General features: G+C 38.9%; 17 protein-coding genes. 9 read left to right on the forward strand and 8 right to left on the reverse strand.

Going from position 1 to position 21,800, the window contains the following annotated elements; translation table 11 throughout:
- Window positions 1-103 precede the first annotated feature (103 nt).
- Window positions 104-5,071: an Ig domain-containing protein gene (locus tag H5118_RS20655; protein WP_259397983.1), complete on the reverse strand. Its 4,968-nt coding sequence runs from the start codon at window positions 5,069-5,071 to the stop codon at window positions 104-106.
- Between the two features lie 193 nt (window positions 5,072-5,264).
- Here H5118_RS20655 and H5118_RS12225 point away from each other — a divergent pair, with 193 nt between their 5' ends.
- Window positions 5,265-6,599 (forward strand): dicarboxylate/amino acid:cation symporter, encoded by a 1,335-nt coding sequence (locus H5118_RS12225; protein WP_182748983.1) that lies wholly within the window; start codon window positions 5,265-5,267, stop codon window positions 6,597-6,599.
- Window positions 6,600-6,694: 95 nt separating this feature from the next.
- Here H5118_RS12225 and sohB read toward each other — a convergent pair whose 3' ends face one another.
- Together sohB and H5118_RS12235 are read right to left on the reverse strand one after the other, a co-directional pair.
- A complete protein-coding gene (gene sohB / locus H5118_RS12230) occupies window positions 6,695-7,711 on the reverse strand; it encodes a protease SohB (protein ID WP_182681383.1) in 1,017 nt (338 codons plus the stop codon).
- Window positions 7,712-7,811: 100 nt separating this feature from the next.
- Entirely contained in the window at window positions 7,812-10,241 is a 2,430-nt protein-coding gene (locus H5118_RS12235) for a VolA/Pla-1 family phospholipase (protein ID WP_182711331.1), read from the reverse strand.
- 206 nt (window positions 10,242-10,447) lie between these two features.
- Here H5118_RS12235 and H5118_RS12240 point away from each other — a divergent pair, with 206 nt between their 5' ends.
- Complete coding sequence (locus H5118_RS12240) at window positions 10,448-11,194, forward strand: YciK family oxidoreductase (RefSeq protein WP_182748984.1); 747 nt, start codon at window positions 10,448-10,450, stop codon at window positions 11,192-11,194.
- Between the two features lie 83 nt (window positions 11,195-11,277).
- Here the strand turns inward: H5118_RS12240 and rluB are convergent, their stop codons facing one another.
- From rluB to H5118_RS12260, 4 genes are all read right to left on the reverse strand, one after another.
- A complete protein-coding gene (gene rluB / locus H5118_RS12245; protein WP_024595359.1) occupies window positions 11,278-12,150 on the reverse strand; it encodes a 23S rRNA pseudouridine(2605) synthase RluB in 873 nt (290 codons plus the stop codon).
- Between the two features lie 44 nt (window positions 12,151-12,194).
- Complete coding sequence (scpB, locus tag H5118_RS12250; RefSeq protein ID WP_182748985.1) at window positions 12,195-12,737, reverse strand: SMC-Scp complex subunit ScpB; 543 nt, start codon at window positions 12,735-12,737, stop codon at window positions 12,195-12,197.
- A 151-nt stretch (window positions 12,738-12,888) separates the two neighbouring features.
- Window positions 12,889-13,410: an EF-hand domain-containing protein gene (locus tag H5118_RS12255; RefSeq protein ID WP_002959711.1), complete on the reverse strand. Its 522-nt coding sequence runs from the start codon at window positions 13,408-13,410 to the stop codon at window positions 12,889-12,891.
- 227 nt (window positions 13,411-13,637) lie between these two features.
- Window positions 13,638-14,069: a hypothetical protein gene (locus tag H5118_RS12260; protein ID WP_007582577.1), complete on the reverse strand. Its 432-nt coding sequence runs from the start codon at window positions 14,067-14,069 to the stop codon at window positions 13,638-13,640.
- A gap of 240 nt (window positions 14,070-14,309) precedes the next feature.
- Here H5118_RS12260 and xthA point away from each other — a divergent pair, with 240 nt between their 5' ends.
- Genes xthA through H5118_RS12275 form a run of 3 tightly spaced genes read left to right on the forward strand, consistent with a single transcriptional unit; the run spans window position 14,310 to window position 16,581 of the window.
- Entirely contained in the window at window positions 14,310-15,116 is an 807-nt protein-coding gene (xthA, locus tag H5118_RS12265) for an exodeoxyribonuclease III (RefSeq protein ID WP_182748986.1), read from the forward strand.
- A 5-nt stretch (window positions 15,117-15,121) separates the two neighbouring features.
- The gene (locus tag H5118_RS12270; protein WP_182748988.1) at window positions 15,122-15,769 is read left to right on the forward strand and encodes an energy-coupling factor ABC transporter permease; all 648 of its coding nucleotides are present in this window, start codon (window positions 15,122-15,124) and stop codon (window positions 15,767-15,769) included.
- Window positions 15,766-16,581, forward strand: coding sequence for a putative RNA methyltransferase (locus H5118_RS12275; protein ID WP_182748990.1), 816 nt, complete (start codon window positions 15,766-15,768; stop codon window positions 16,579-16,581). The genes H5118_RS12270 and H5118_RS12275 overlap by 4 nt, the downstream gene beginning before the upstream one ends.
- Here H5118_RS12275 and yfbV read toward each other — a convergent pair.
- Window positions 16,578-17,024 carry a terminus macrodomain insulation protein YfbV gene (yfbV, locus tag H5118_RS12280; RefSeq protein WP_024596543.1) on the reverse strand — a complete coding sequence of 149 codons (447 nt, stop codon included), beginning with the start codon at window positions 17,022-17,024 and terminating at the stop codon, window positions 16,578-16,580. The two genes, H5118_RS12275 and yfbV, sit on opposite strands and share 4 nt — an antisense overlap.
- 282 nt (window positions 17,025-17,306) lie before the next feature.
- Between yfbV and H5118_RS12285 the strand changes: the two genes are divergently transcribed.
- The 4 genes from H5118_RS12285 to H5118_RS12300 all read left to right on the forward strand — a co-directional run bounded on the left by H5118_RS12285 (window position 17,307) and on the right by H5118_RS12300 (window position 21,797).
- Window positions 17,307-18,521 carry an acetate kinase gene (locus H5118_RS12285; protein WP_182736509.1) on the forward strand — a complete coding sequence of 405 codons (1,215 nt, stop codon included), beginning with the start codon at window positions 17,307-17,309 and terminating at the stop codon, window positions 18,519-18,521.
- A gap of 1 nt (window position 18,522) precedes the next feature.
- Window positions 18,523-20,682, forward strand: a complete 2,160-nt coding sequence (gene pta, locus H5118_RS12290; RefSeq protein ID WP_002959697.1) for a phosphate acetyltransferase — start codon at window positions 18,523-18,525, stop codon at window positions 20,680-20,682.
- Window positions 20,683-20,909: 227 nt separating this feature from the next.
- Window positions 20,910-21,296: an ACT domain-containing protein gene (locus tag H5118_RS12295; RefSeq protein WP_182748991.1), complete on the forward strand. Its 387-nt coding sequence runs from the start codon at window positions 20,910-20,912 to the stop codon at window positions 21,294-21,296.
- A 3-nt stretch (window positions 21,297-21,299) separates the two neighbouring features.
- On the forward strand, window positions 21,300-21,797 hold the full coding sequence (locus tag H5118_RS12300) for a PTS glucose transporter subunit IIA (protein ID WP_002959694.1): 498 nt from the start codon (window positions 21,300-21,302) through the stop codon (window positions 21,795-21,797).
- Window positions 21,798-21,800 lie beyond the last annotated feature (3 nt).

The raw sequence follows: 21,800 nt of genomic DNA on the forward strand, positions 1-21,800 counted from the left end.
CGTTAAATTAAACAAACAGGTGTTTTTAGATTAATTGATGTGGAATATATAGAACAGAAACAAAAATGCCAACCTAATGGTTGGCATTTTTTATTTTAAACGATTATAAATCGTCGATTACTGAAACTGAAAATGGCGAAACTAAACCTGAAGGAGCTTCAACTGAAATGTTTAAGCTACCCGATGGACTATCGTTACCACCTGTCAAAGGTTCCCGTTTAATACCAAAAGAAACACCTACTGGAACAAAGCTCGTAGTATTAGGAAATACATAACTAGTTTCGCCAGTAATTTCACCGTTATCAGTACTAATAGATACCTCAGTACCTGCAGGCATAGGATTATTATACATATCTGCAATATACATAATCAGACTGACACTACTAGTCCCTGTTGGACTCTGGGTTAAATCTATTTCACTGACTTGACACATCTTTTGGCTTGTTGGATCAGCTTGTGAGCGACGTACTAATGGGCTCGCTGGATCACTGTTTATATGCACCTCAGATGCTGTTACGCCTGCAATAGCCGAGCAATCATCAGCATAGGTTACTAATCTAAAGAATGCCGCATCACCCGACATAACAATCTCTTGGTTTTGAAATACATTAACCAATTGACGGCTACATAGTCCTGCGGTTTCGTCTTCTTCACGACATAGTAAACCATTGTATAAACCGTTTTGGGTAGTCCAAGAACCATTACCATCAAAATCTACGAACTCTTCAAACTCATCACCTGTTGAATTGTCACGAGAACATGGGTCTGTTCCATCACTGCAATCTTTACCGCCAAAAGTACCATCTTCATTGTTATCAATAAAAGCTTCTGGGATATCAAATAAATCATCAAAGAAGTCTTCGCTATCAAAGTAACCATTACCATTTAAGTCTGAAAAAGTCTCTTCACCAATAGCATATGCATGAACGGTTGCTCGTCCACCAAGTGGTAAATCTATTGTAAGATCATTATTTAAAATACCTAATGGGCACGGTAATCCACCATCACATTTTTGAGCAATTGTATTTTCGTACATTGAATCAGTAAAAGGACGCGGGTTGCTACTTGTCCAAGTAACGCTACATGCTCCATTCGTTGTAGTACAACTTGGCTCAATAACTCCACCTTCTGTAATAAAAGTAACGGCCGTACCATCTGGAACAGGATTATTAAAGTGATCGGCTAAACGTGCGTTAACCGCTACTGTATTACCATCAACATTTAATGCGTGGGGATTGAAAATAGAACGCGATAGCGAAAAACTATTTTGATCAGCTATACCTGTACTAACAACAAGAATATCTGAAGGGGCTGTTACAACAACTGTATTACCTTCTACCTCTTCTTCACTTGATGCAATAACACGTACAGGTGTTGCAATCGAACCCGATAGTACTGATGTCTTCACTTCGCCACTGGCATTAGTAATAGCGCTTGCTGTGCCTAATGTAATGCCACCTACAGCAGTTGAAAGTTCAAAGTTAACCGTTCTTGACGCTAAATCGTTCCCGTTCGAATCGACAAGTTTGAAAGTCACTTCTGAAATTTCAGTACGGTCAGCACCACCTGTACCTTTTAATGCAATTACAGACTCTGTAACATCTATAAACTGTAAAAAACCAATATTTGCAGGTGATACATTAATTGTAGTATTTGCAGAAACCGTATCTCCACCAGTAATAACCGTTGCTGTAATAATATCACCACCCACACAAGTTAAAGGGCGATATGTTGAACGTGCAAATCCACCAATACTAGTCACTGTTTCATCAATTGATGCCTGCCCCGAACTTACACAGCCCGATGAGAATTCAACCGTTAATGGAGTTGTATATAACTCACCATCTTTAGAAATTTCAATAGAAATTAGAGCCGTAGCCCCTGCAGCTAATAGCTCATCATCAGCAATAGAGCTCGAAATAGAAATTTCGATATCTACCGCAGCAATCTGAAACGCTTTAGTCAAGTTACTATTAAGTACAGACACGGTGATTTCACCTGCCCCTACATCCTGCCCAGGAACAATATCGAGTAGTGCGATACCATTTGCATCTGTAATTGCAGTGCCTGTTGAAGGAGTAATAGATCCAATAGTAGTAGTAGCGGTTACTAAAGCTTGAGTAAGTGGTGTTGTAGAGTCTTCATTAGTCACTTCAATAAATAAAATAGCTGAAGAATCCCCTGAAATACTTGTTACCTCTTCACAGAAACTTGCATCTCTAGTTGTTTTAAAATCAGCCGGACAGTTTTGCAAAATTTTAAAATTGATATCCGCGGTGCTTTGATTAGGGTCGATAGCATCACCACGAGTATAAAACCCAACCTTTTCTGTAATAGCTTCGTACTGGGCTGTAACATTACCGGCCCCTTCAATTGTACCTGGTGCTAAATTTAGAGTAGCAATACCGTTAGTATTTGTTAGCGCAGTACCTGAGCTTGGTAAAAGACTACCTAAGGTAGAGCTAAAAGAAACCACTTCCCCGACTACTGGGTCACCATTTGAATCTAGGACTAGAGCTTGCACTAGGCCATTATCGTTAGCACTAATTTCACTTGTTTGTATTAGTGTTGTTGACGATATTAGGCTCAGATCAATTGTGAAATTATCTGCATCACCTTGGGCAGGAGAATCCCCGGCAGTTGTATATGTGAAAGCTTCAGCTGTGTAACTCGTGTTATCGCTATCAATATATTCGGCCGTTATTGAGCCTGCCCCGGCTTCTGTTCCTGCTAATAAATCAACCTTCGCAATCCCCTCCTCATTCGTCAGTGCAGTACCATTAGAAGGATTAATAGTCCCTAAGCCTGATAAATTAAATGCTACTAACTTAAAGGCACCTGGTTCACCGTTTAATAAGAGTTGCGCCTGGGCAACAGCAGGGTTTAAAAAATCTACATTACGAGTGGTCGAACCATCATTTGCTATTAAGCTAACCGTAATTTCAGCCTTTTCAACAATGATAGATTCAAAGTCAAAGGCTTCCGATGAGTACGTAACTCCATTATTTACGTAAGTTACAGATAATTCTGAAGCACCTTCAATATTTCCAGCTAAAAGCTCAATAGTAGCTATACCATTGCTATTGGTTAAAACACTTCCAGAACTAGGGTTTAAAACACCTATATTACTAGCTAACGAAAAGTTAACGCTTTGTGAGCTAACTGGAGTACCGTCATTAAGTAACGTTGCTCTTAATTCAAGTGGCACTAATGAAGTAACTCTATTAGATTGAAGATCAGTTTCACTATCATAACCTTGTATAGTTAATGTATATTCTGGCTCGCTTCCTTCTTTACCGTCAGATTGGAATGTAAAGGTCTTTCTGTATGTAACGTCATCGAGTGTATAGCTAGCTGTAACTGCTCCAGCACCTTCAACTGTTCCAGATGTCAGTTGAACTTTAGCATTACCATTACCCTGCGTTAGCGCTGATGTAGACGTCAAAGAACCAACATTCCCAGAAAGTGAAAATGTTATAACTTCCCCACTAACTACAACACCTTCATGGGTTAAAGTTGCAATTATATCTAAAGGAATATCTCCTTCGACAGTCGATGAAACTATACCGTTATTGTAACCTTGAATCGCTATAGAATAAGCTGGTTGACTCCCTTCTTTGCCATCTGATTGAAACGACAATGTAGCACTATAAGTAATACTATTTTGAGTAAAACTTGCTGTAACTTGTCCAGCTCCTTCAATTGTTCCTGATGTTAATTCTACTTTCGCTTGTCCATTAGTTTGTGTAAGTGCCGAACTTGCATTTAAAGAACCTACATTACCCGATAGAGAAAATGTTATTACCTCACCAGATACTTGACTACCGTTATTAGTAAGAGTGGCGATTAAATCGATTGGAGTATCCCCTGAAACTGAATTGGTTTCAGATCCATCCTCTTGAGAAAAGCCTTGCAATTGGATCACGTATTCATTATTTGGATTTATACCTGCATCACCAGCTGAACTAAAGGAAAAACTTTCTGCATAAGTCTCACCACTGACAGTATAAGTGGCTGTAATTATACCAGCACCTTCTATAGTGCCAGCTGTTAATATGACTGATGCTTGACCCATTTCGTTTGTTAAATCTGATGTTTTATCTAAGACACCAATATTATCTGAAAGTGCAAACATGATACGCTCTGCTACAACAACTGAGCCTTCATCATCAAACAGTGTTGCTTGAATATTTAGAGGGTTAGCGGCCGTTACCGCTGTTGCTTCTGTACCATCAGATTGAGATAAACCTTTTAGCTCTATAGTGAAGTCGCTTTCAATATTTTGTTCTGAATCACCAGCAGAACTGAACGAAAAAGTACTCGAATAAGATTCTCCGTTTATAGAATAAGTAGCTATTACTTCACCTGCTCCTTCTGTAGTGCCTGCGGTTAACTCAATTGTAGCTAGACCATCAGCTTGAGTTAATGCCGAAGATTGAGCAAGAGAGCCAATATTGTCTGCTAGAGCGAATGTTATACGCCCTCCTGAAATAACATTTTCATCTGCATCAGAAAGCCTCGCTCGTATATTTAATGGGAAATCGGCTGAAACAGCATTTGACTCACTCCCATCGACTTGAGAATAGCCTTGCACACTAATTGTGTATGCGTTTTCAACATCACTTGCTGCATCACCAGACGAGCTAAACGAAAAACTATCTGTATAGGTCGTGCCATCAATTGTATATGTGGCAGTTACTTCTCCAGCACCTTCGACAGTACCAGCCATTAGTTCAACTTCGGCTTCCCCATCTGTATTTGTTAGTGCAGATGTTTGGCTTAAAGCCCCAACGGTATCGGTTAAAGTAAACGTAATTCGCTGACTAGCAACAACATCACCGTCGTTATCAGTGAGTATTGCTCTTAAGTTTAAGGGAGAATCTGCCGTTACAGCATTTGACTCCGTTTCGTCTGTTTGAGAGTATCCCTTTAATGAAACCGAATATGTAGCAGCCTCTGTAGTGGAATCACCATCACTAATAGAGCCGTCTTTTTCAAGTGACCCACCGCCACCACAGGCTGTGAGTAAAAAACTTAGCAATGAAATGCCGAGCAGTCGCATTAAAGGCATGAACCTCTCCCTAGCGTTGTTATTATAATCAAAATTAATTTTCACTTAATATTAACCTATAACTTAGTCTAAAATCACAGTTTTTTATTACTTTTTTGCGCAAAATAATTTTAAATAAATACCAATTTTTTCTGTAGTAAATATTTCCTTGCTGGTAGTCTATGGCAAATTTATAAAATGTAGATCAGGGAATATGTCAAAAATCCGTTCAATGAGTTTAACCACTCGCATCATGATTGGTATGGCGCTTGGGGTTGCAGTAGGTTTTATATTTCAGGCTATATTAGCTGGTGAAGACGATTATCTAATACCACTTGGGTTATTCTCTTTGCCAATTAAAGCCTTTTTTGTTGATGGTATTTTCCATGTTGGTGGCCAAATATTTATTGCCAGCTTAAAAATGTTAGTTGTGCCTCTTGTTTTTGTATCGCTCGTTTGTGGTACCTGTAGCTTAAGTGACCCTAAAAAACTAGGCCGCCTAGGTGGTAAATCTATTGGTTTATATTTATTAACTACGGCTATTGCTATAACGGTGGCTATTACACTTGCCTTATTATTTAGCCCTGGTGAAGGTATAAGCTTGCCATCTAATGCAACTTATGATGCCAAAGAAGCGCCTACTCTTGCACGTGTAATTATAGATATGTTTCCTACTAACCCATTTGAAGCCATGGCCAAGGGTAATATGCTTCAAGTTATAGTGTTTGCACTATTATTTGGTGTAGCAATGGCATTAAGTGGTAAAACAGGCAAACGCGTAGCAAGTGTTTTTGAAGATTTAAACACAGTAATCTTAAAACTAGTTACGCTGTTAATGAACATTGCACCTTATGGCGTGTTCTTTTTAATGGCAAAACTATTTACAACAATTGAGCTTAACTTAATTGTTAGCCTAGCCAAATACTTTGGCGTTGTAGTGCTTGCACTGTTATTACATGCTTTCGTAAACTACACATTGCTTTTAAAAATATTAACGGGCTTAAACCCGCTTATTTTCTTAGCAAAAATGAAGCACACATGCTTATTTGCATTTAGTACCTCGAGCTCAAGCGCAACTATGCCTATTACACTTGAAACTGCTACTAAAAAACTAGGTGCTAATAACTCGGTTGCCTCATTTACTATCCCACTGGGTGCTACCATTAACATGGATGGCACTGCCATCATGCAAGGTGTGGCTACCGTATTCATTGCACAAGTGTTCAGTGTAGATTTAACAATTTCTGATTATCTAATGGTTATACTAACAGCAACACTTGCCTCTGTAGGTACAGCAGGCGTACCTGGTGTTGGTTTAATAATGCTGGCCATGGTACTTAACCAAGTTGGCTTACCTGTAGAAGGGATTGCAATTATTATCGGTGTAGACCGCTTGCTAGATATGACACGTACAGCAGTTAATGTAACTGGCGATTGTATGGTTACCTGTGTTGTGGCTAAATCTGAAGGTGAACTTGATGAGAGCATCTTTAACGACCTTAATGCAGCTAAAGACTTAGAAGATTATCATAAGTCTATTGACTCATAAGCTACATTTATACAGCTATAAAAAAACCTTGATGCAATACATCAAGGTTTTTTTTCGAGTAGAAAGAAATAAACTGAATCGTAAAAAATTCTAATCTAAGGATTTAGGGATTTAAATTTAGAGAGTAAGTTTATTCCCACTTTATTCACACCACTACTCAGGCCAAGAGCTAGCTTATCGCTTAATCCCTTTTTAATTTTGTATTTAATCTTATAAATTTGGCGCTCATGTTGCTGCTCCAGCAATGCATCATCACTTGTCTTTATAACATCTACCAAACCTTTATCAATCGCTTGAGTTGCAAACCAATGCTCGCCTGTCGCAACTAAGTTTATATCTAAGCTTGGGCGTTGAGTGCTTACAAACGTTTTAAATAAATCATGTGTTTGTTCAATTTCTTCACGAAATTTTTCACGGGCCTTATCTGTGTTTTCACCAAATAAAGTAAGCGTACGTTTAAACTCACCTGCAGTTATTTGCTCAAATTCCACATCATTTTTCTTTAATATTTTATTAAAGTTTGGTATCTGAGCTATCACACCAATAGATCCAACTATGGCAAAAGGGGCTGCCAGTATCTCATCGGCTACACACGCCATCATGTAACCACCGCTCGCTGCTACTTTATCAATTGCAACACTCAAAGGAATACCGGCATTTTTAATACGCTGTAGCTGAGATGCAGCAAGTCCATAGCCATGCACTACTCCGCCGCCACTTTCTAAACGAATAAGTACTTTGTCTTTACTTGGGTTAGCAATAGAGATAATGGCTGTTATTTCTTCTCGTAAGCTTTCTACTTCGTGAGCGTCCATACTACCTACAAAGTCAATTACATATAAACGAGGTTTAGGCTCATCTTTATCTGCTTTTTTACTTTGCGATTTAAGCTGTTTTTGGTGTGCTTTAAGCTCTTTTTTACCCAGCGTATTTTGTAGAAAGCTTTCTTTAAGATCAACTAATTGCTCTGATATGTCGTCAATTTGTATTTCACCTTTTTTGGCTTTAGGCTTAACTGCAGCGCCAACTATTAGCATTAGAATAACTGCTATAGCGATAACAAAAGTAATTGTTTTAGCAAAAAACAAACCGTATTCGTATAAAAATTCCAACTGGTTTCTCCATTTATAAATTTCAGCTAATTTAGCATGCTTTAAAGCAAAAAAAAGCCACTTTTCAGTGGCTTTTAAAGGTTAATTATTTTATTGGCTATTAATCAGTCACAACCTCAGGGTTGGAAACTAATAACATTCGACCGCGAGCAGCTAAGTAAGTAGCTACTTGCAACTGCATTTCTGTATTAGCGGCAGCACTGCCTTCAACAGTTGCAGCTTGTGCATCATCTTGAGCTGGCGTTAATATAGAACCATGATGCCCTTTAGTAAATTTAACTAAGTAGCTTGTTGGTGTTTCACTCAATGCTTGCGAAGTACTTACTGTTTCAAGACCCATCAAGTTAGCTAATGGAATTGTGCCTGAAATAGGATTATTTGCTGCCATTGGTGGTATCACTTGGTCAGGCTTGTTATCAACACCATCGCCCACAACAACATTAGTATAAACAGGAGTACCTAATGCTTTTACAGTGGCTGCGTAATTAGTTGGATCGCCGCTATCTAGCGCTGTTTGCGCCGCAAATGCAAATTGAGTAAACACTCCTTGAATATTAGTAAGCTTACTTGTTTCACCAGCTGTAGTTAACGAAGCTACATACTCGTTATAACCACAAGTTAAATATGCTTCCATATCTGGTAATACTGCACCACAGTTAGACACTGCATCAACTTGTAAATACGCGTTAAACTCATCAGCTTCTGTTGTACCTGCTTGTGAAAGTACTGAACCTTGGATAAATGGACCAAATGCAGCTGATTCTAGTAAGAAGCTAGCTATACCGCCGCCGCCGCTTGCAAGTGCTACTGTGTTTACATTAAATAATGGGTCAACGGTTGGCGCTAATGGGTTATTAGCTTGTGCAATAAATGCAGGGGCTACAATAGAGCCTAATGAATGACCAATGTAAGTTACATCTTGCGCATTAATCGTTGCATCATTAATAAAGTTTAGACCTAAACGTAAACCTAATAAATCAGCCGCTGATTGACGTAAGCTATCACGCGCAACAAGTAATGAACTTAAATTCATGTAACTAAGCACAGAACCTGTTGTTGCATTAAAGTCGTCTGTTCCATCACCATCAACATCTATTCCACGCTCACCATGTCTTGGATGGTCAATAGCAACTGTTGCAAAGCCTTGAATAGAAAGCTGCGCCGTTAAAGCAAGCATACTTTCTTTTTGTGTTGTAATACCGTGTTGCATAATAACAACTGGCCATCCGCTATCAGGCATTGCGATAGGATCTAATTGTAACTGTGCACGTACACCATTAATTATTGGTAAAATAGGCTTAGTAACTTGCACTGGCACATTTGCCATGCTTTGTACTTTTGGAATGGAGTTATATTTTGTTAAATGACGTGTGCTATCTAGTCCTAAGTCGCGTAATTGCCCGTCACTTAATGCAGAACATAAACCATCATTTTCACTAATAGGATCTGTCGGAAATGCATCACCAGCAACGGCCTTGTAACCGATTATTGCCACCGCGTTATCACACATACCTTGCCAATATGTATCACTTAAATCACTAATATCGGTCCCCGTTGGTGTACCTAAATACATCGGTAGCATAATGCTACCTTTTTGATATTGCACACCAGAGAAAGCAGCAGACACTTCTACACCCTGAGAAGCAAATACCTGTTGTACATTTACCATCGGTTGTTCAGGAACTTGAAGCGCAGGCGTTGGCATCGCAGGCTGTTGCAAACTAGCAGCTAGCAATTTTTTAATTGTCCCAAGTACTGGCCCCGCAGACTGAATAGTCATTGCGCTAGAAAAAATAATATCTTCTTTTGTTATATTTCCTGAACTTACAACTACATTTTCGTAACTGTTAACAGCGCCCTGCAAACCAAGTTGGGCTTCTGTAATTAATGGCGCTTCTTGCTTAACCAGACCATAAGTAGAAGAAGGCTCGATAGAGCGTCCTAATGAATCTTTAAGACCAGTAGTTAGTACATTGATGTATGAGCTACCTGCCGTAAATGGTTTTAAAGGAATAATTGCAACGGCATCACCAGAAGCTTGAGTGACAAAATCAACACCAAAAGTAAGCTCACCGACCAATTTACAAGCTGTACCTGCAGCTACAACTGAACATTCTGCGTCAGTTAAACTTGCACCCATTACTACTTCAAAAATACGGACTGTACCTGGTGTCCCAGCAGACGTTTCATCTAAACTCACATTTGGCGGAAATGTTAAATCGATTTTATAAGGAACCTGAGAAGACCAACCGTCAAGTGCGCCTAGAGCAAGCTGAGGGTCAGCATAAGCTGCTCGAGAAATAGACACATTGTTGTCATCTAATTCTCCAGGAATGTTAAGTGTACCGTCTTGGGTTCCACTCATTAATAAATCATTAGGTACCGATAAGATACCTGCAGCAGGGTCAAATGTAACCGTTGCTGTTGGAATAACGGTTGCTGTGTCGTTCTTAACATCTTCTAACGTTTCTCCGCCGCCACAACCTGCCAAGGCAGCTGTAACAGAGAGTGAAAGTAGCATTTTTTTCATATTGTTGGCTCCGCACATATTTTATTTTTATAGTGTGTTTAATCAGTGTATTAAGTTAAAACAATGTAATCAGGTTATTAATGAGACATTAGACCAGTTAAACTTAACGTAAAGTTTCTATTTTCGCCACCTAATTTTACAATAAATTCGATTACTTCACGTTTCGCTATGTTAAAATCAAAAAAAATAGATGAATGGGTACTTTTATGCACACATATCAAGCGGCTGAAAACGCACTTAAAGATAAAATTATTTTAATAACAGGCGCCGGTGATGGTATTGGCCGAGTAGCAGCAATTACGTATGCAAAATACGGCGCTACAGTTATCTTATTAGGAAAAACAACTAATAAACTTGAATGTGTTTACGATGAAATTGTTAATGCGGGTTACCCTAAACCTGCAATTGTGCCCATGGACTTAAAAGGCGCAACTAAACAAAACTATCGTGACCTTGCTGCAACAATTGAATATCAATTTGGCCGCCTTGATGGCTTGCTTAATAATGCAGGTATTTTAGGGTCACTTGGTCCACTTGAACATTTTTGCTCATCTACGTTCGAAAACATAATGAAAGTAAACGTGACCGCGCAAGCGATGATCACTAAAGCGCTTTTCCCTGTTCTTCGTAAATCTGACAATGCATCTGTGGTATTTACGTCATCAGGTGTAGGCCGCAAAGGCCGTGAGTTTTGGGGGCCATATGCCATCTCAAAATTTGCAGTTGAAGGCATGATGCAAACATGGGCATGTGAAGTAGGCAAAACGAATATTCGTATAAACTGTATTAATCCAGGCGCTACTCGCACTTCTATGCGTGCTGCTGCATACCCAGGAGAAGATAGAGACGCGCTTGCTACACCAGAAGATTTAATGCCAACCTACTTATACTTGATGAGCGATGATTCTAGTGAAGTGAATGGCGAATCGTTAGATGCTCAAGTAAAAAAGTAATTTAGAGTTTAAAAAATTTATACAACACACATTAAAAAAGCCGCAATTAGCGGCTTTTTTGTGTGCAATAAATAACTAATTTATTATTTACGTTTGGTAGGCTTAACACGTTGATTGTGTTTTTTAACTGCTTTGCGGATCTGGTTGATTTTAGCGCGTTTATCTTTGCGTTTTTCAGGCATAACAGAAAGCTTAGTTTGTGTCTCGCGCCCTAATTTAACGGTTTTGCGTAAGTAGTTTACTGTTTCTAAATCATACTCCATCCAACCACCTTGTGGCACGCGCTTATCAAGCTCTAGTTTACCGTAACGAATACGAATAAGACGAGATACTTCCGCATCTTGAGACTGCCATAAACGACGTACTTCACGGTTACGTCCTTCATTTAACGTTACGTTAAACCAGCGGTTAACGCCTTCGCCACCCATAGGGGTTACAGTCGTGAATTTGGCTGGACCATCTTCAAGCTCAACACCACGTAGTAAGTTTTTAACCGTTTCATTGGTTACTTCACCAAATACACGCGCAGAGTATTCACGCTCTACTTCATAGCTTGGGTGCATCAAGCGGTTAGCTAATTCACCATCATTAGTAAAGAGCATCAAACCCGAAGTATTAACGTCTAATCGGCCAACCGCAATCCAACGCTCACCATCAATACGAGGAAGTCTGTCAAATACTGTACGACGCCCTTCTGGATCTTTACGTGTGCTTAACTCACCTTCGGGTTTGTTATACATAATCACACGACAGATTCTATCTGCTTTTTCTTCAATCTTTACAGTGTGCCCGTCAACACGAATCAAATCGGTTTCTTCAACACGGTCTCCTAACTTTGCCACTTTACCGTTTACACTAACGCGGTTTGCATCAATGTATTTTTCCATTTCACGGCGTGAGCCTACGCCTGCACGGGCTAAGACTTTTTGTAACTTTTCACCTTGTATAATACTCATTCGGATGGTTCTCTCACAGAAGGATCGCTCAATAACTGGTTAATTTAACTTTGCTGCTCTGTTGGCAGCGCAGGTAAGTTTTCAAGTCCAGTTAACGAAAAATAATCTAAAAATTGTTTAGTAGTTGCATATAAAGCCGGCTTACCCGGAACCTCTTTATGCCCTACCACTTTAACCCAATCTCTTTCGAGTAGGGTTTTAATAATATTCGAACCCGTAGTAACACCCCTTACTTGCTCAATTTCACCGCGCGTAATGGGCTGCCTATATGCAATAAGTGATAATGTTTCCAGTAAAGCACGTGAGTATTTTGGTGCGCGTTCTTGCCACAAGTTATTTAACCAAGGGCTTAAACTACTACATGCCTGAAAACGATACCCACTACCAACTTCAACTAAGCGAATACCACGAGTTTGAAAATGTTCTTGTATTGTATCTATTGCGTCGTTTATTCGCGCCATAGAAATAGCTAAATCTATTAATACAGTATCTTTAAGGTGGCGTTTACTCACAGGCTTATCTGCAACAAAAATAGCTGCTTCAATGATCTCAACTAGTTGTTCATCACTAATTCGCCGACCCGCCATACACACTCTTAACAAATAAAAATACACAGCCATCTATTATGACAGAACAACACCAAACTAGGAAAATATATCTACTAAATAACTAGATTTTAAATACAAAAAAGCCAGTGATTATCACTGGCTTCTAATTTACTCTTTAAAACAACAAATATTAGCTGTGTTTAATGGCTTCTAATGCATCATCTTCAGCTACTGCGTTACCGTATTTTTTAATGTAACCCATAAACTCGCTTTTACTGATGCGCTTATCTTGGTTTTTATCCATGTAACCAAAGTGATTTGAAATATCATCATCGTTACCTTCAACTACCGAAATATAGCCATTACTGTCGTTATCTAAGCTTGAAAAGCTGCTTTCAATTTTATCGAATTTAGCGATTTCAGCTTTAAATGCCGACTCACTTACTTCAGAATCAGTGGCTACTTTACCATTGTTTAACTTCATGTAAGTGTTGAATTCTTTGCGGCTAATTTCGTTATCCATATTGGTATCAATATTTGAAAAATGGCCCCAAATGCTATCGTCATCAGCTTCAACTTTTGAGATGTAGCCATCGCTGTCATTATCTAAACTTGCAAAGTCACTGTCTATTCTTTCAAGACCTTGATTAGATGAACAAGCCGCTAGGCTTAATGATGCTAAAATAGTGGCTGCTAATGTTAACTTTTTCATAAGACGTATCCTTCGTAATTAATTAAATGTCACTTTAACTAATACAAATCCAATGCCAATAATAGTTAACTTATAAGAATCAACAACTTAATCTTGACTTGTGCATTTGTTGAACAGTTTCAATAAGTTAAGCTTGCAAGCTTTGCAAACAACCTTGTAATTTTTGCAAAAAAATACCCGGTAAAAAACCAGGTATCTCAATTTTAGTTATATAGTTCAGCTAATAATTAGATTGCTGCGTTTTGGTAGCGTTTAACAAACTCAGTAACGTTTTGACCATTACATTTTAATGAGTTTAAGTTACCAATTTTTTGACGAACAGGTGCTAAACCTTGTTTTAAAGCCGTCATACATAATTGAGTTTCTTGTTGAGCGTCTTTTGCAAATACTTCTACTTTCTCAACTGATGCGTTGCTTAATGTCGTTTTTTTAGCAATATCGCGAATATCTTCACCATTACATAAAATGCTTTTAGAAAAACGAGATAAGTAAACACCGTGCTGAGCAGCTTCTTTACGAGCAACACTAAAGCCTTCGTTTGCGCTTAGTACACATAACTTAGACTCAATTTTATTATCTTGACTGAAGTAAGTATTGCTTTGTGCTGAAGCAGTTGCAGATGCTAATAAAGCAGTAGCTAAAAGTAGTTGTGTTTTCATGAGAGATCCTATTTGAACGAGCTAAACAAGTGAATTTCGCGCATTATATATTCAATAAAGTTAAGTTCAATTGAATTTTTTATTTAGTTAAAAAATTAATACTGCATTTACAATGTTTAAACTTTACTCATCAATTGATCAACATTTGTGCAGCTATTTTCTCATTTCAGTCATGTTATGTACGCGTATTTACTGATACAATTTAATTCATTAAATAGATCCAATTTTAAGGTAAATTTTATGAAAGTGATTTCTTTCAATATCAATGGTCTGCGTGCTCGTCTTCACCAATTACAAGCAATTATCGACAAACATCAACCAGACGTTATTGGTTTGCAAGAGATTAAAGTTCATGACGAAGCATTCCCACTAGAAGATGTACAAAAAATGGGATATCACGTCTACTTTCATGGCCAAAAAGCCCATTATGGCGTAGCTATGTTATGCAAAAAAGAGCCTAAATCGGTCTTAAAAGGCTTTGCTACCGATACAGAGGAATCGCAAAAACGCATGATAAGCGTCACTGTTGAACAAGATAACGGTCGCGACGTTACAGTCATGAATGGCTATTTCCCACAAGGTGATAATATTAATCACGAAACTAAATTCCCTTATAAACGACAATTTTATAAAGATTTGATGACACACCTTGAAACCAACCACACCCCTGATCAAGACGTCATTGTTATGGGCGATATCAACATATCACCCACCGATTTAGATATTGGTATTGGCGAAGTTAATGCAAAGCGTTGGTTAAAAACGGGTAAGTGTTCTTTCCAACCGGTAGAGCGTGAATGGCTTGCAACATTACTTAATTGGGGCTTTAAAGACACCTTTAGAGAACAAAACCCAGAAACAGACGATCAATATTCGTGGTTTGACTATCGCTCTAAAGGGTTTGTAGATAACCGAGGGCTTCGAATAGATGTAGTACTTGCGACTAATGAGCTTGCAGCACGCTGTATAGATACTGGTATTGACTACGAACTGCGCGGTATTGAAAAACCCTCAGATCATGCCCCTATATGGTCAACATTTAAGTAATTACTATGCTCAGCATAACAATACAAGGGCTACTTTGGGCCCTTGTAATTATTATTGCCCTATTAAGCTTTGATAAAAAAACATATAAAACATTGCTTAATACGCCAGCCCGTCAAACTGGAGTTCTTGCATGTGCGTTAGTGTTTGCAGTGCTTTGGCGAATAAAGGCTGGCATTTTAACTGGCCTTGATTTACACATCCTAGGTGTTACGGCTGCTACATTAATTTTAGGCTGGCGATTGACTATTTTAAGTAGCTTACTTGCCACAGGGCTACTCGCTGCCTTTGGTCAAATTGAACTTGAGCTGTTACCAGTACAACTGTTTATTGGTGCGTTTATTCCTATTTTATTGAGCTATCTTGGCTTTATAATTAGTTACCAATATTTACCTCGTCATTTTTTTGTTTATATATTTGTTTGTGCGTTTATAACCGCAGGATTTATAGCCTGTATAAAAATAGGCCTAGGTGCTTTATTTTACTTAGCTATAGGGCAATACAATTGGCAAGAACTTGCAGATAACTACGTTTATTTAAGTGCCATAATTTGGTTTCCTGAAGCAATGCTCAACGGCATGGCTATAACAATTATGATCACCTATCGCCCGCATTGGGTAAAAACTTTTTACGATAAGGACTACCTAGACTCATGAGTCTACAATATCAATGCCCGCTATGTAACCTCGCACTTTTGAAAGCTGATTCAACACTTCGTTGTGCTAATAACCACAGCTTTGATTTTGCCAAAGAAGGGTATGTTAATTTACTGCCTGTGCAACAAAAAAATTCAAAACAACCAGGCGACTCCCTTGAAATGGTACAAGCTAGACGCGCATTTTTAGAGCGTGGATACTACCGCTTTTTACAACAAAATCTTAGCGATTTAGTCGGTCGAATAAGTGCGAATACGGTTATAGATTTAGGATGCGGTGAAGGGTTTTATACCCAAGCAATAGCAAGTAAAACAGACGCTATAGTGTACGGCGTCGATATTTCAAAATCTGCCGTGAAATATGCGGCAAAGCGCTACCCTAATTGCTATTTTAGTGTTGCATCAATTAGCCAAGCGCCTTTTAAAAGTCAATTTGCTGATGTACTTATTAGCGTATTTGCACCTTTGTTTGAGGAAGAACTTGAACGTCTTGCTAAAAAAAACGCAACATTAGTGGTAGCAAGCCCAGGCCCTTATCATTTAAAAGAGCTAAAATCGTATATATATTCAGAAGTAAACGAACATACTGAAATAGCCACGCCAAAAGGGTTTCAAAAAGCAGAACAGACTCTTTTAACAGAGCATGTAGCGCTTAGCTTTACTGATATTAAAAACTTAATAATGATGACGCCATTTGCATGGAAATTTAGACCCGAGCACTGGACAGCACTCGAACAAAAAGGTGAACACAATGTCACCTTATCATTTTATATTACTCAGTTTACCAAAATAGATGATGGTATAACCCGCTAAAACTGCTCTTTAGTAAATGCTCTATCCATTTTTTCAAACATATCTTTAAGTAAGTTAGCAAGCTCCATATAACGGGGCTTGTTCTCACTTAACTGCGTTTGATATCCATTAGCCGCCATTTTAGTGTACAGCTCGTTGTACCATTTTTGCATCGCAGGATCTAAAGGCGTTTGCGCTCGTTTACCTAACCAAAATAAACCTTGTAAAGGTAACGATATAAAAAATAATGCACTCGCAATAGCTTGCGGTAAAAAATCAGAACCTAAGTAATTAAGCTGAAAAAACAACGTTAGCATAGCCAAGATTGGCATTACTGTAATAGCAAGCTCAGTCGCTCTAATCACTCTAAACTCTAAAAACAAAGGCGCAAGCTCTTTACGCATTGGCCATTTTTTACCATACAAACGGCCTGTTTGTAGTTGTGACATCACACTTTTTTGCATCATGACTCCTCACAGATACTGCTTTTAAATACAATAGAAAACGAGCTATACCAAAGTGTAACACAAAATGAGGGAGTTACACTTTCTCAGTAAAAGAGCTTAAATTTCCCCTTTAATGGCGAACAATCCTAACTTAAACATCATAAATAAGGTAAAATATTTAACATTGAGTTAACCACTTTGCAGTTGAACATTTAATTGTTTTAGCTTTATTTAATACCGTAAGTGTAACTATCACGTATTAACGTTCACTTACTAAATTTGTTTATGGAAATTGAATCTATGCCAACAACCTCACCTGAATCCCAACATGTTTTAGTTTTAAACTGTGGTAGCTCTAGTTTAAAGTTTGCAATTATTGATGCAAACGACGGTCACGAAATTATATCAGGCCTTGCTGAACGCTTGGGCGCCAAAGCCCCCTCCATTAAATACAAATTTAATGGAACTAAGACGGTTATCGACTTAGCGGCTAATCAAGCGCATGCTGAGGCTATAAATACGCTTGTAAGCTTAATAAAGGATCATAACCTTGATGAGCACCTTATTGCTGTTGGGCACCGTGTTGTTCATGGCGGAGAGCATTTCACAAAGTCAGTCTTAATTGATGAAGACGTAATTAACGGTATTACTAAAGCGTCTTCTTTAGCGCCGCTACATGGTCATGCGAACTTGTTAGGTATTTCATCTGCACAAGCTTCATTTATAGGTTTACCCCAAGTAGCAGTATTTGACACAGCATTTCATCAAACTATGGATGAAGTTGCCTACCTTTACGCCCTACCCTATAAGCTTTATACAGGCTACGGTGTAAGACGCTATGGTATGCACGGCACAAGTCATTACTATGTAGCAGGACAAACTGCTAAATTATTAAATCAGCCTGTAGAAAAGAGTAATTTCATTAGTGCTCATTTAGGTAATGGCTGCTCTGTTACTGCAATAAAAAATGGTAAAAGTGTTGATACCAGTATGGGTTTAACACCATTGGCTGGTATTGTTATGGGTACTCGCAGTGGAGATATTGACCCCGGTTTATTTAATTTTTTAACTACACAGCTTAGTTACAACGCTCAGCAAATAGATAATTTATTAAACCAAGAAAGCGGCCTACTAGGTATTAGCGAACTCTCTAACGATTGTCGAACGATTGAAGAAGCCGCTGTTGCCGGACATAAACAAGCACGTTTAGCGCTGGATATTTTTTGCTACCGACTAGCCAAACAAATTGCAGCCTACATGGTACCATTACAACGTTTAGATGCACTTATATTTACTGGCGGCATTGGCGAAAACTCCGATATCATACGTGAAAATGTCATTAATCAATTAGCTTTTTTAGGGTTCAGTTGTGACCAGAAGAGCAATCTTGATGCACGTTTTGGTAATCAAGGTATTATTAGTTCAGCCAATACTTCACCCAAAGTGGTAGTAATGCCGACCAACGAAGAGTGGGTTATTGCACTTGATGCCGCTAACATCGTAAAGGAGCTTTAATATGGCACGTCGTATTATGTTAATTCCTGTGTCTACCGGTGTGGGTTTAACGTCGGTTTCAGTTGGTTTAGTTCGCGCTCTTGAGCAAAAAACAGTTAAAGTTAACTTTTTTAAACCCATCGCTCAGCCTCGTTCAGGCGAAACAGGTCCTGAAAAATCAACACAAATAGTCACTCAAGGTTCACCTATTAACCCACCCACCCCTTTTGCTCTTGATTATGCTGAGCAAATGATTGGCGACGGTAAAGGTGATGATCTACTAGAGGAAATTGTTGAACGCTTTGAAAGTAAAATAAACGACGATGAAGTAGCTATTATTGAAGGTATGGTGCCTACTCGTCGCCAACCTTATGCTGGGCGTGTAAACCGCGAAATTGCGCAAACACTCGGCGCTGAAATTGTATTTGTACTTACCCCTGGTAATTACACCATTACTCAAATAGAAGACCGCCTAGAAATTGCAGCAGGTAATTACGGTGGAATCGATCATCCTCGTGTACTGGGCTGTATTTTTAATAAAGTAAATGCGCCACTTGATGAAGAAGGCCGTGCACGCGCCGATTTAGTCGACGCTTACAAACCCGAAGAGCTTGAAAACGAGTTAAATCGTTTAGCGTCTTTACCTATTTTTAAAAAAAATCCGTTTATGTTGCTTGGCGCAATCCCGTGGGATTTTGACTTAGTAGCGCCACGCGTAAAAGACTTAAGCGCGTATTTAAAAGCAACAATAATTAACGAAGGCGATATGCTTCATCGTCGCCTGCGTCGTATCACTTTTTGCGCTCGTACGGTTTCTAATATTTTAAATTATTTTACGCCAGGTGCTTTATTAGTAACACCGGGCGATCGCTCAGACATACTTGTTGCTGCGTGTTTATCTGCTATGAACGGCACTAAACTTGGCGCTATATTACTCACCGGTGGCTTTGAGCCAGAGCCACGTATTATGGCTTTGTGTGAACAAGCTATGCAAACCGGTTTACCAATACTCGCAACCGATGCCGACACATGGCGCACATCACTATTACTGCATAACTTTAATATGGAAGTACCAAATGATGATGACCAACGCATTGAAAAAGTAAAAGATCACAACGCAGAACATATCAATTCAAGCTGGCTCGATACTCTAGCTCAAAGTGTAGGCAAAACGCGTAAGTTATCACCACCTGCATTTCGTTATTTATTAACCGATAAAGCACGTAAAGCAGATAAAACCGTAGTATTACCAGAAGGGAATGAACCTCGTACAATTAAAGCGGCTGCTATTTGTGGTCAACGTGGCATTGCTAAAACTATATTGCTTGGCGATCGCGAAGAAATAATGCGTATTGCACAGCAGCAAGGTATTGAGCTAAACGAACATGTAAGTATCATCGAGCCAAAAAGTATTATAAATGATTATATTGCGCCTATGGTCGAAATTCGTAAAAGCAAAGGCCTAACTGCCGTTGTAGCACAAGAGCAACTACAAGATAACGTCGTACTTGGCACAATGATGCTTGAGCAAGGTAAAGTAGATGGTTTAGTATCGGGCGCGGTTAATACCACTGCCAATACAATTCGCCCGCCCCTGCAGTTAATTAAAACAGCGCCAGGATCATCGCTGGTATCTTCCGTATTTTTTATGCTGCTACCTGACCAAGTATTAGTTTACGGTGACTGTGCTATAAACCCCGACCCTAATGCTGAACAACTTGCTGATATAGCGATTCAATCTGCCGACTCTGCAGCTGCATTTGGCATAGAGCCACGTGTAGCAATGATAAGCTACAGCACGGGTACGTCAGGTACGGGTGCCGATGTTGAAAAGGTACGTGAAGCCACAAAAATAGCAAAACAAAAACGTCCTGATTTAATTATCGACGGCCCACTACAATACGATGCCGCTATAATGGAAAATGTAGCACTTAAAAAAGCACCTAACAGCCCTGTAGCTGGTAAAGCGACTGTATTTATATTCCCAGATTTAAATACAGGTAATACAACATATAAAGCAGTACAACGCAGTGCCGACTTAATAAGTATCGGCCCTATGCTTCAAGGTATGCGCAAACCCGTAAACGACTTGAGCCGTGGTGCATTAGTCGATGATATTGTGTATACAATCGCCTTAACTGCAATTCAGGCAGCCCAAGCAGAAGCGCTAATAGCACATTAAACACAACGTGTGCTTTTTATAGCCTAGCTATTATTTATTTAATAATTAACTAGTTAGGCTATTTATACCCTGCAACCCCCATACTTATCCACAGAAATTGTGGGTAAGTTTTTAATCTCTATTAAAACCCACTTCCAAATGCTCATTTTAGTCACGCTTACACCTTTAACTTGAAGGCAATAATCTATACTATAAAGCTATCAATAATGCTGTATCGCAGGCGTTTAATGTCAAAACAAACATTACAATTACACAGCACGGTTTTATCTATTCACAGTTTAGATGTTGACGCCGATATACCTGCGGCGCTACTCAAGCTTCCTTTATTTTTTATATCTAAAACCCAGGATGAACTATCTATTGTTTGCCCTAGTAGCTTTGAAATAGAGAGTTTAGATACCGAATCTGATTGGCAAGCACTTGAGGTGGTTGGCCCACTTGGTTTTTCGCTGACCGGAATAATGGCTAATATATCGGGTGTATTAGCACACGCTAAAATTTCTATTTTTTCAATCTCAACCTACGATACCGATTATATTTTAGTAAAAAAGCAAACGGCCTCACTAGCACTTAACGCCTTAAAAAAAGATGGTTACAACGTGGTGGCCCAATAGCATATGAAAGCACAAACAATTGAATATCTAGCACTCAATAAAACTCCCCGCAGTGCGATCCTTATTACAAGCCCATTTACAGGTAAAGTAATACCGCTTCAAGAACACCCCGAACCTATTTTTAGGTTTGGTATTCTCGGTCCTGGTATTACTGTAAAGCTCAGTAGCCACAAAATTTTAGCCCCGTTTGATGGCACGTTATTACAAGTAAAAAACGCAGGTACTGAGTTTATTTTACAGGCTAAAAATGGTTTAAAAGTTTTAATCAACTTAACTATTACCGGTTCGCAATCAATTACACATACTCATATTGCACAATTAAATGGTAGTGAAATAAGTAAAGGCCAGCGCCTCGCTTATTTTGATTTACGCGAACTAGAAACGCCTATGCTGGCCAGTTTAATCTTACTTAACGGCCATAATCTCGGCACATTTCATTACTCACATTCGCATGTAAATGCGGATGTAGATACCTTATTAACTATTATTAAGAAGAACTAAATT

This window comes from Pseudoalteromonas sp. SR41-1 (assembly GCF_014164015.1).
GTDB classification, from domain to species: Bacteria; Pseudomonadota; Gammaproteobacteria; order Enterobacterales; family Alteromonadaceae; genus Pseudoalteromonas; species Pseudoalteromonas distincta.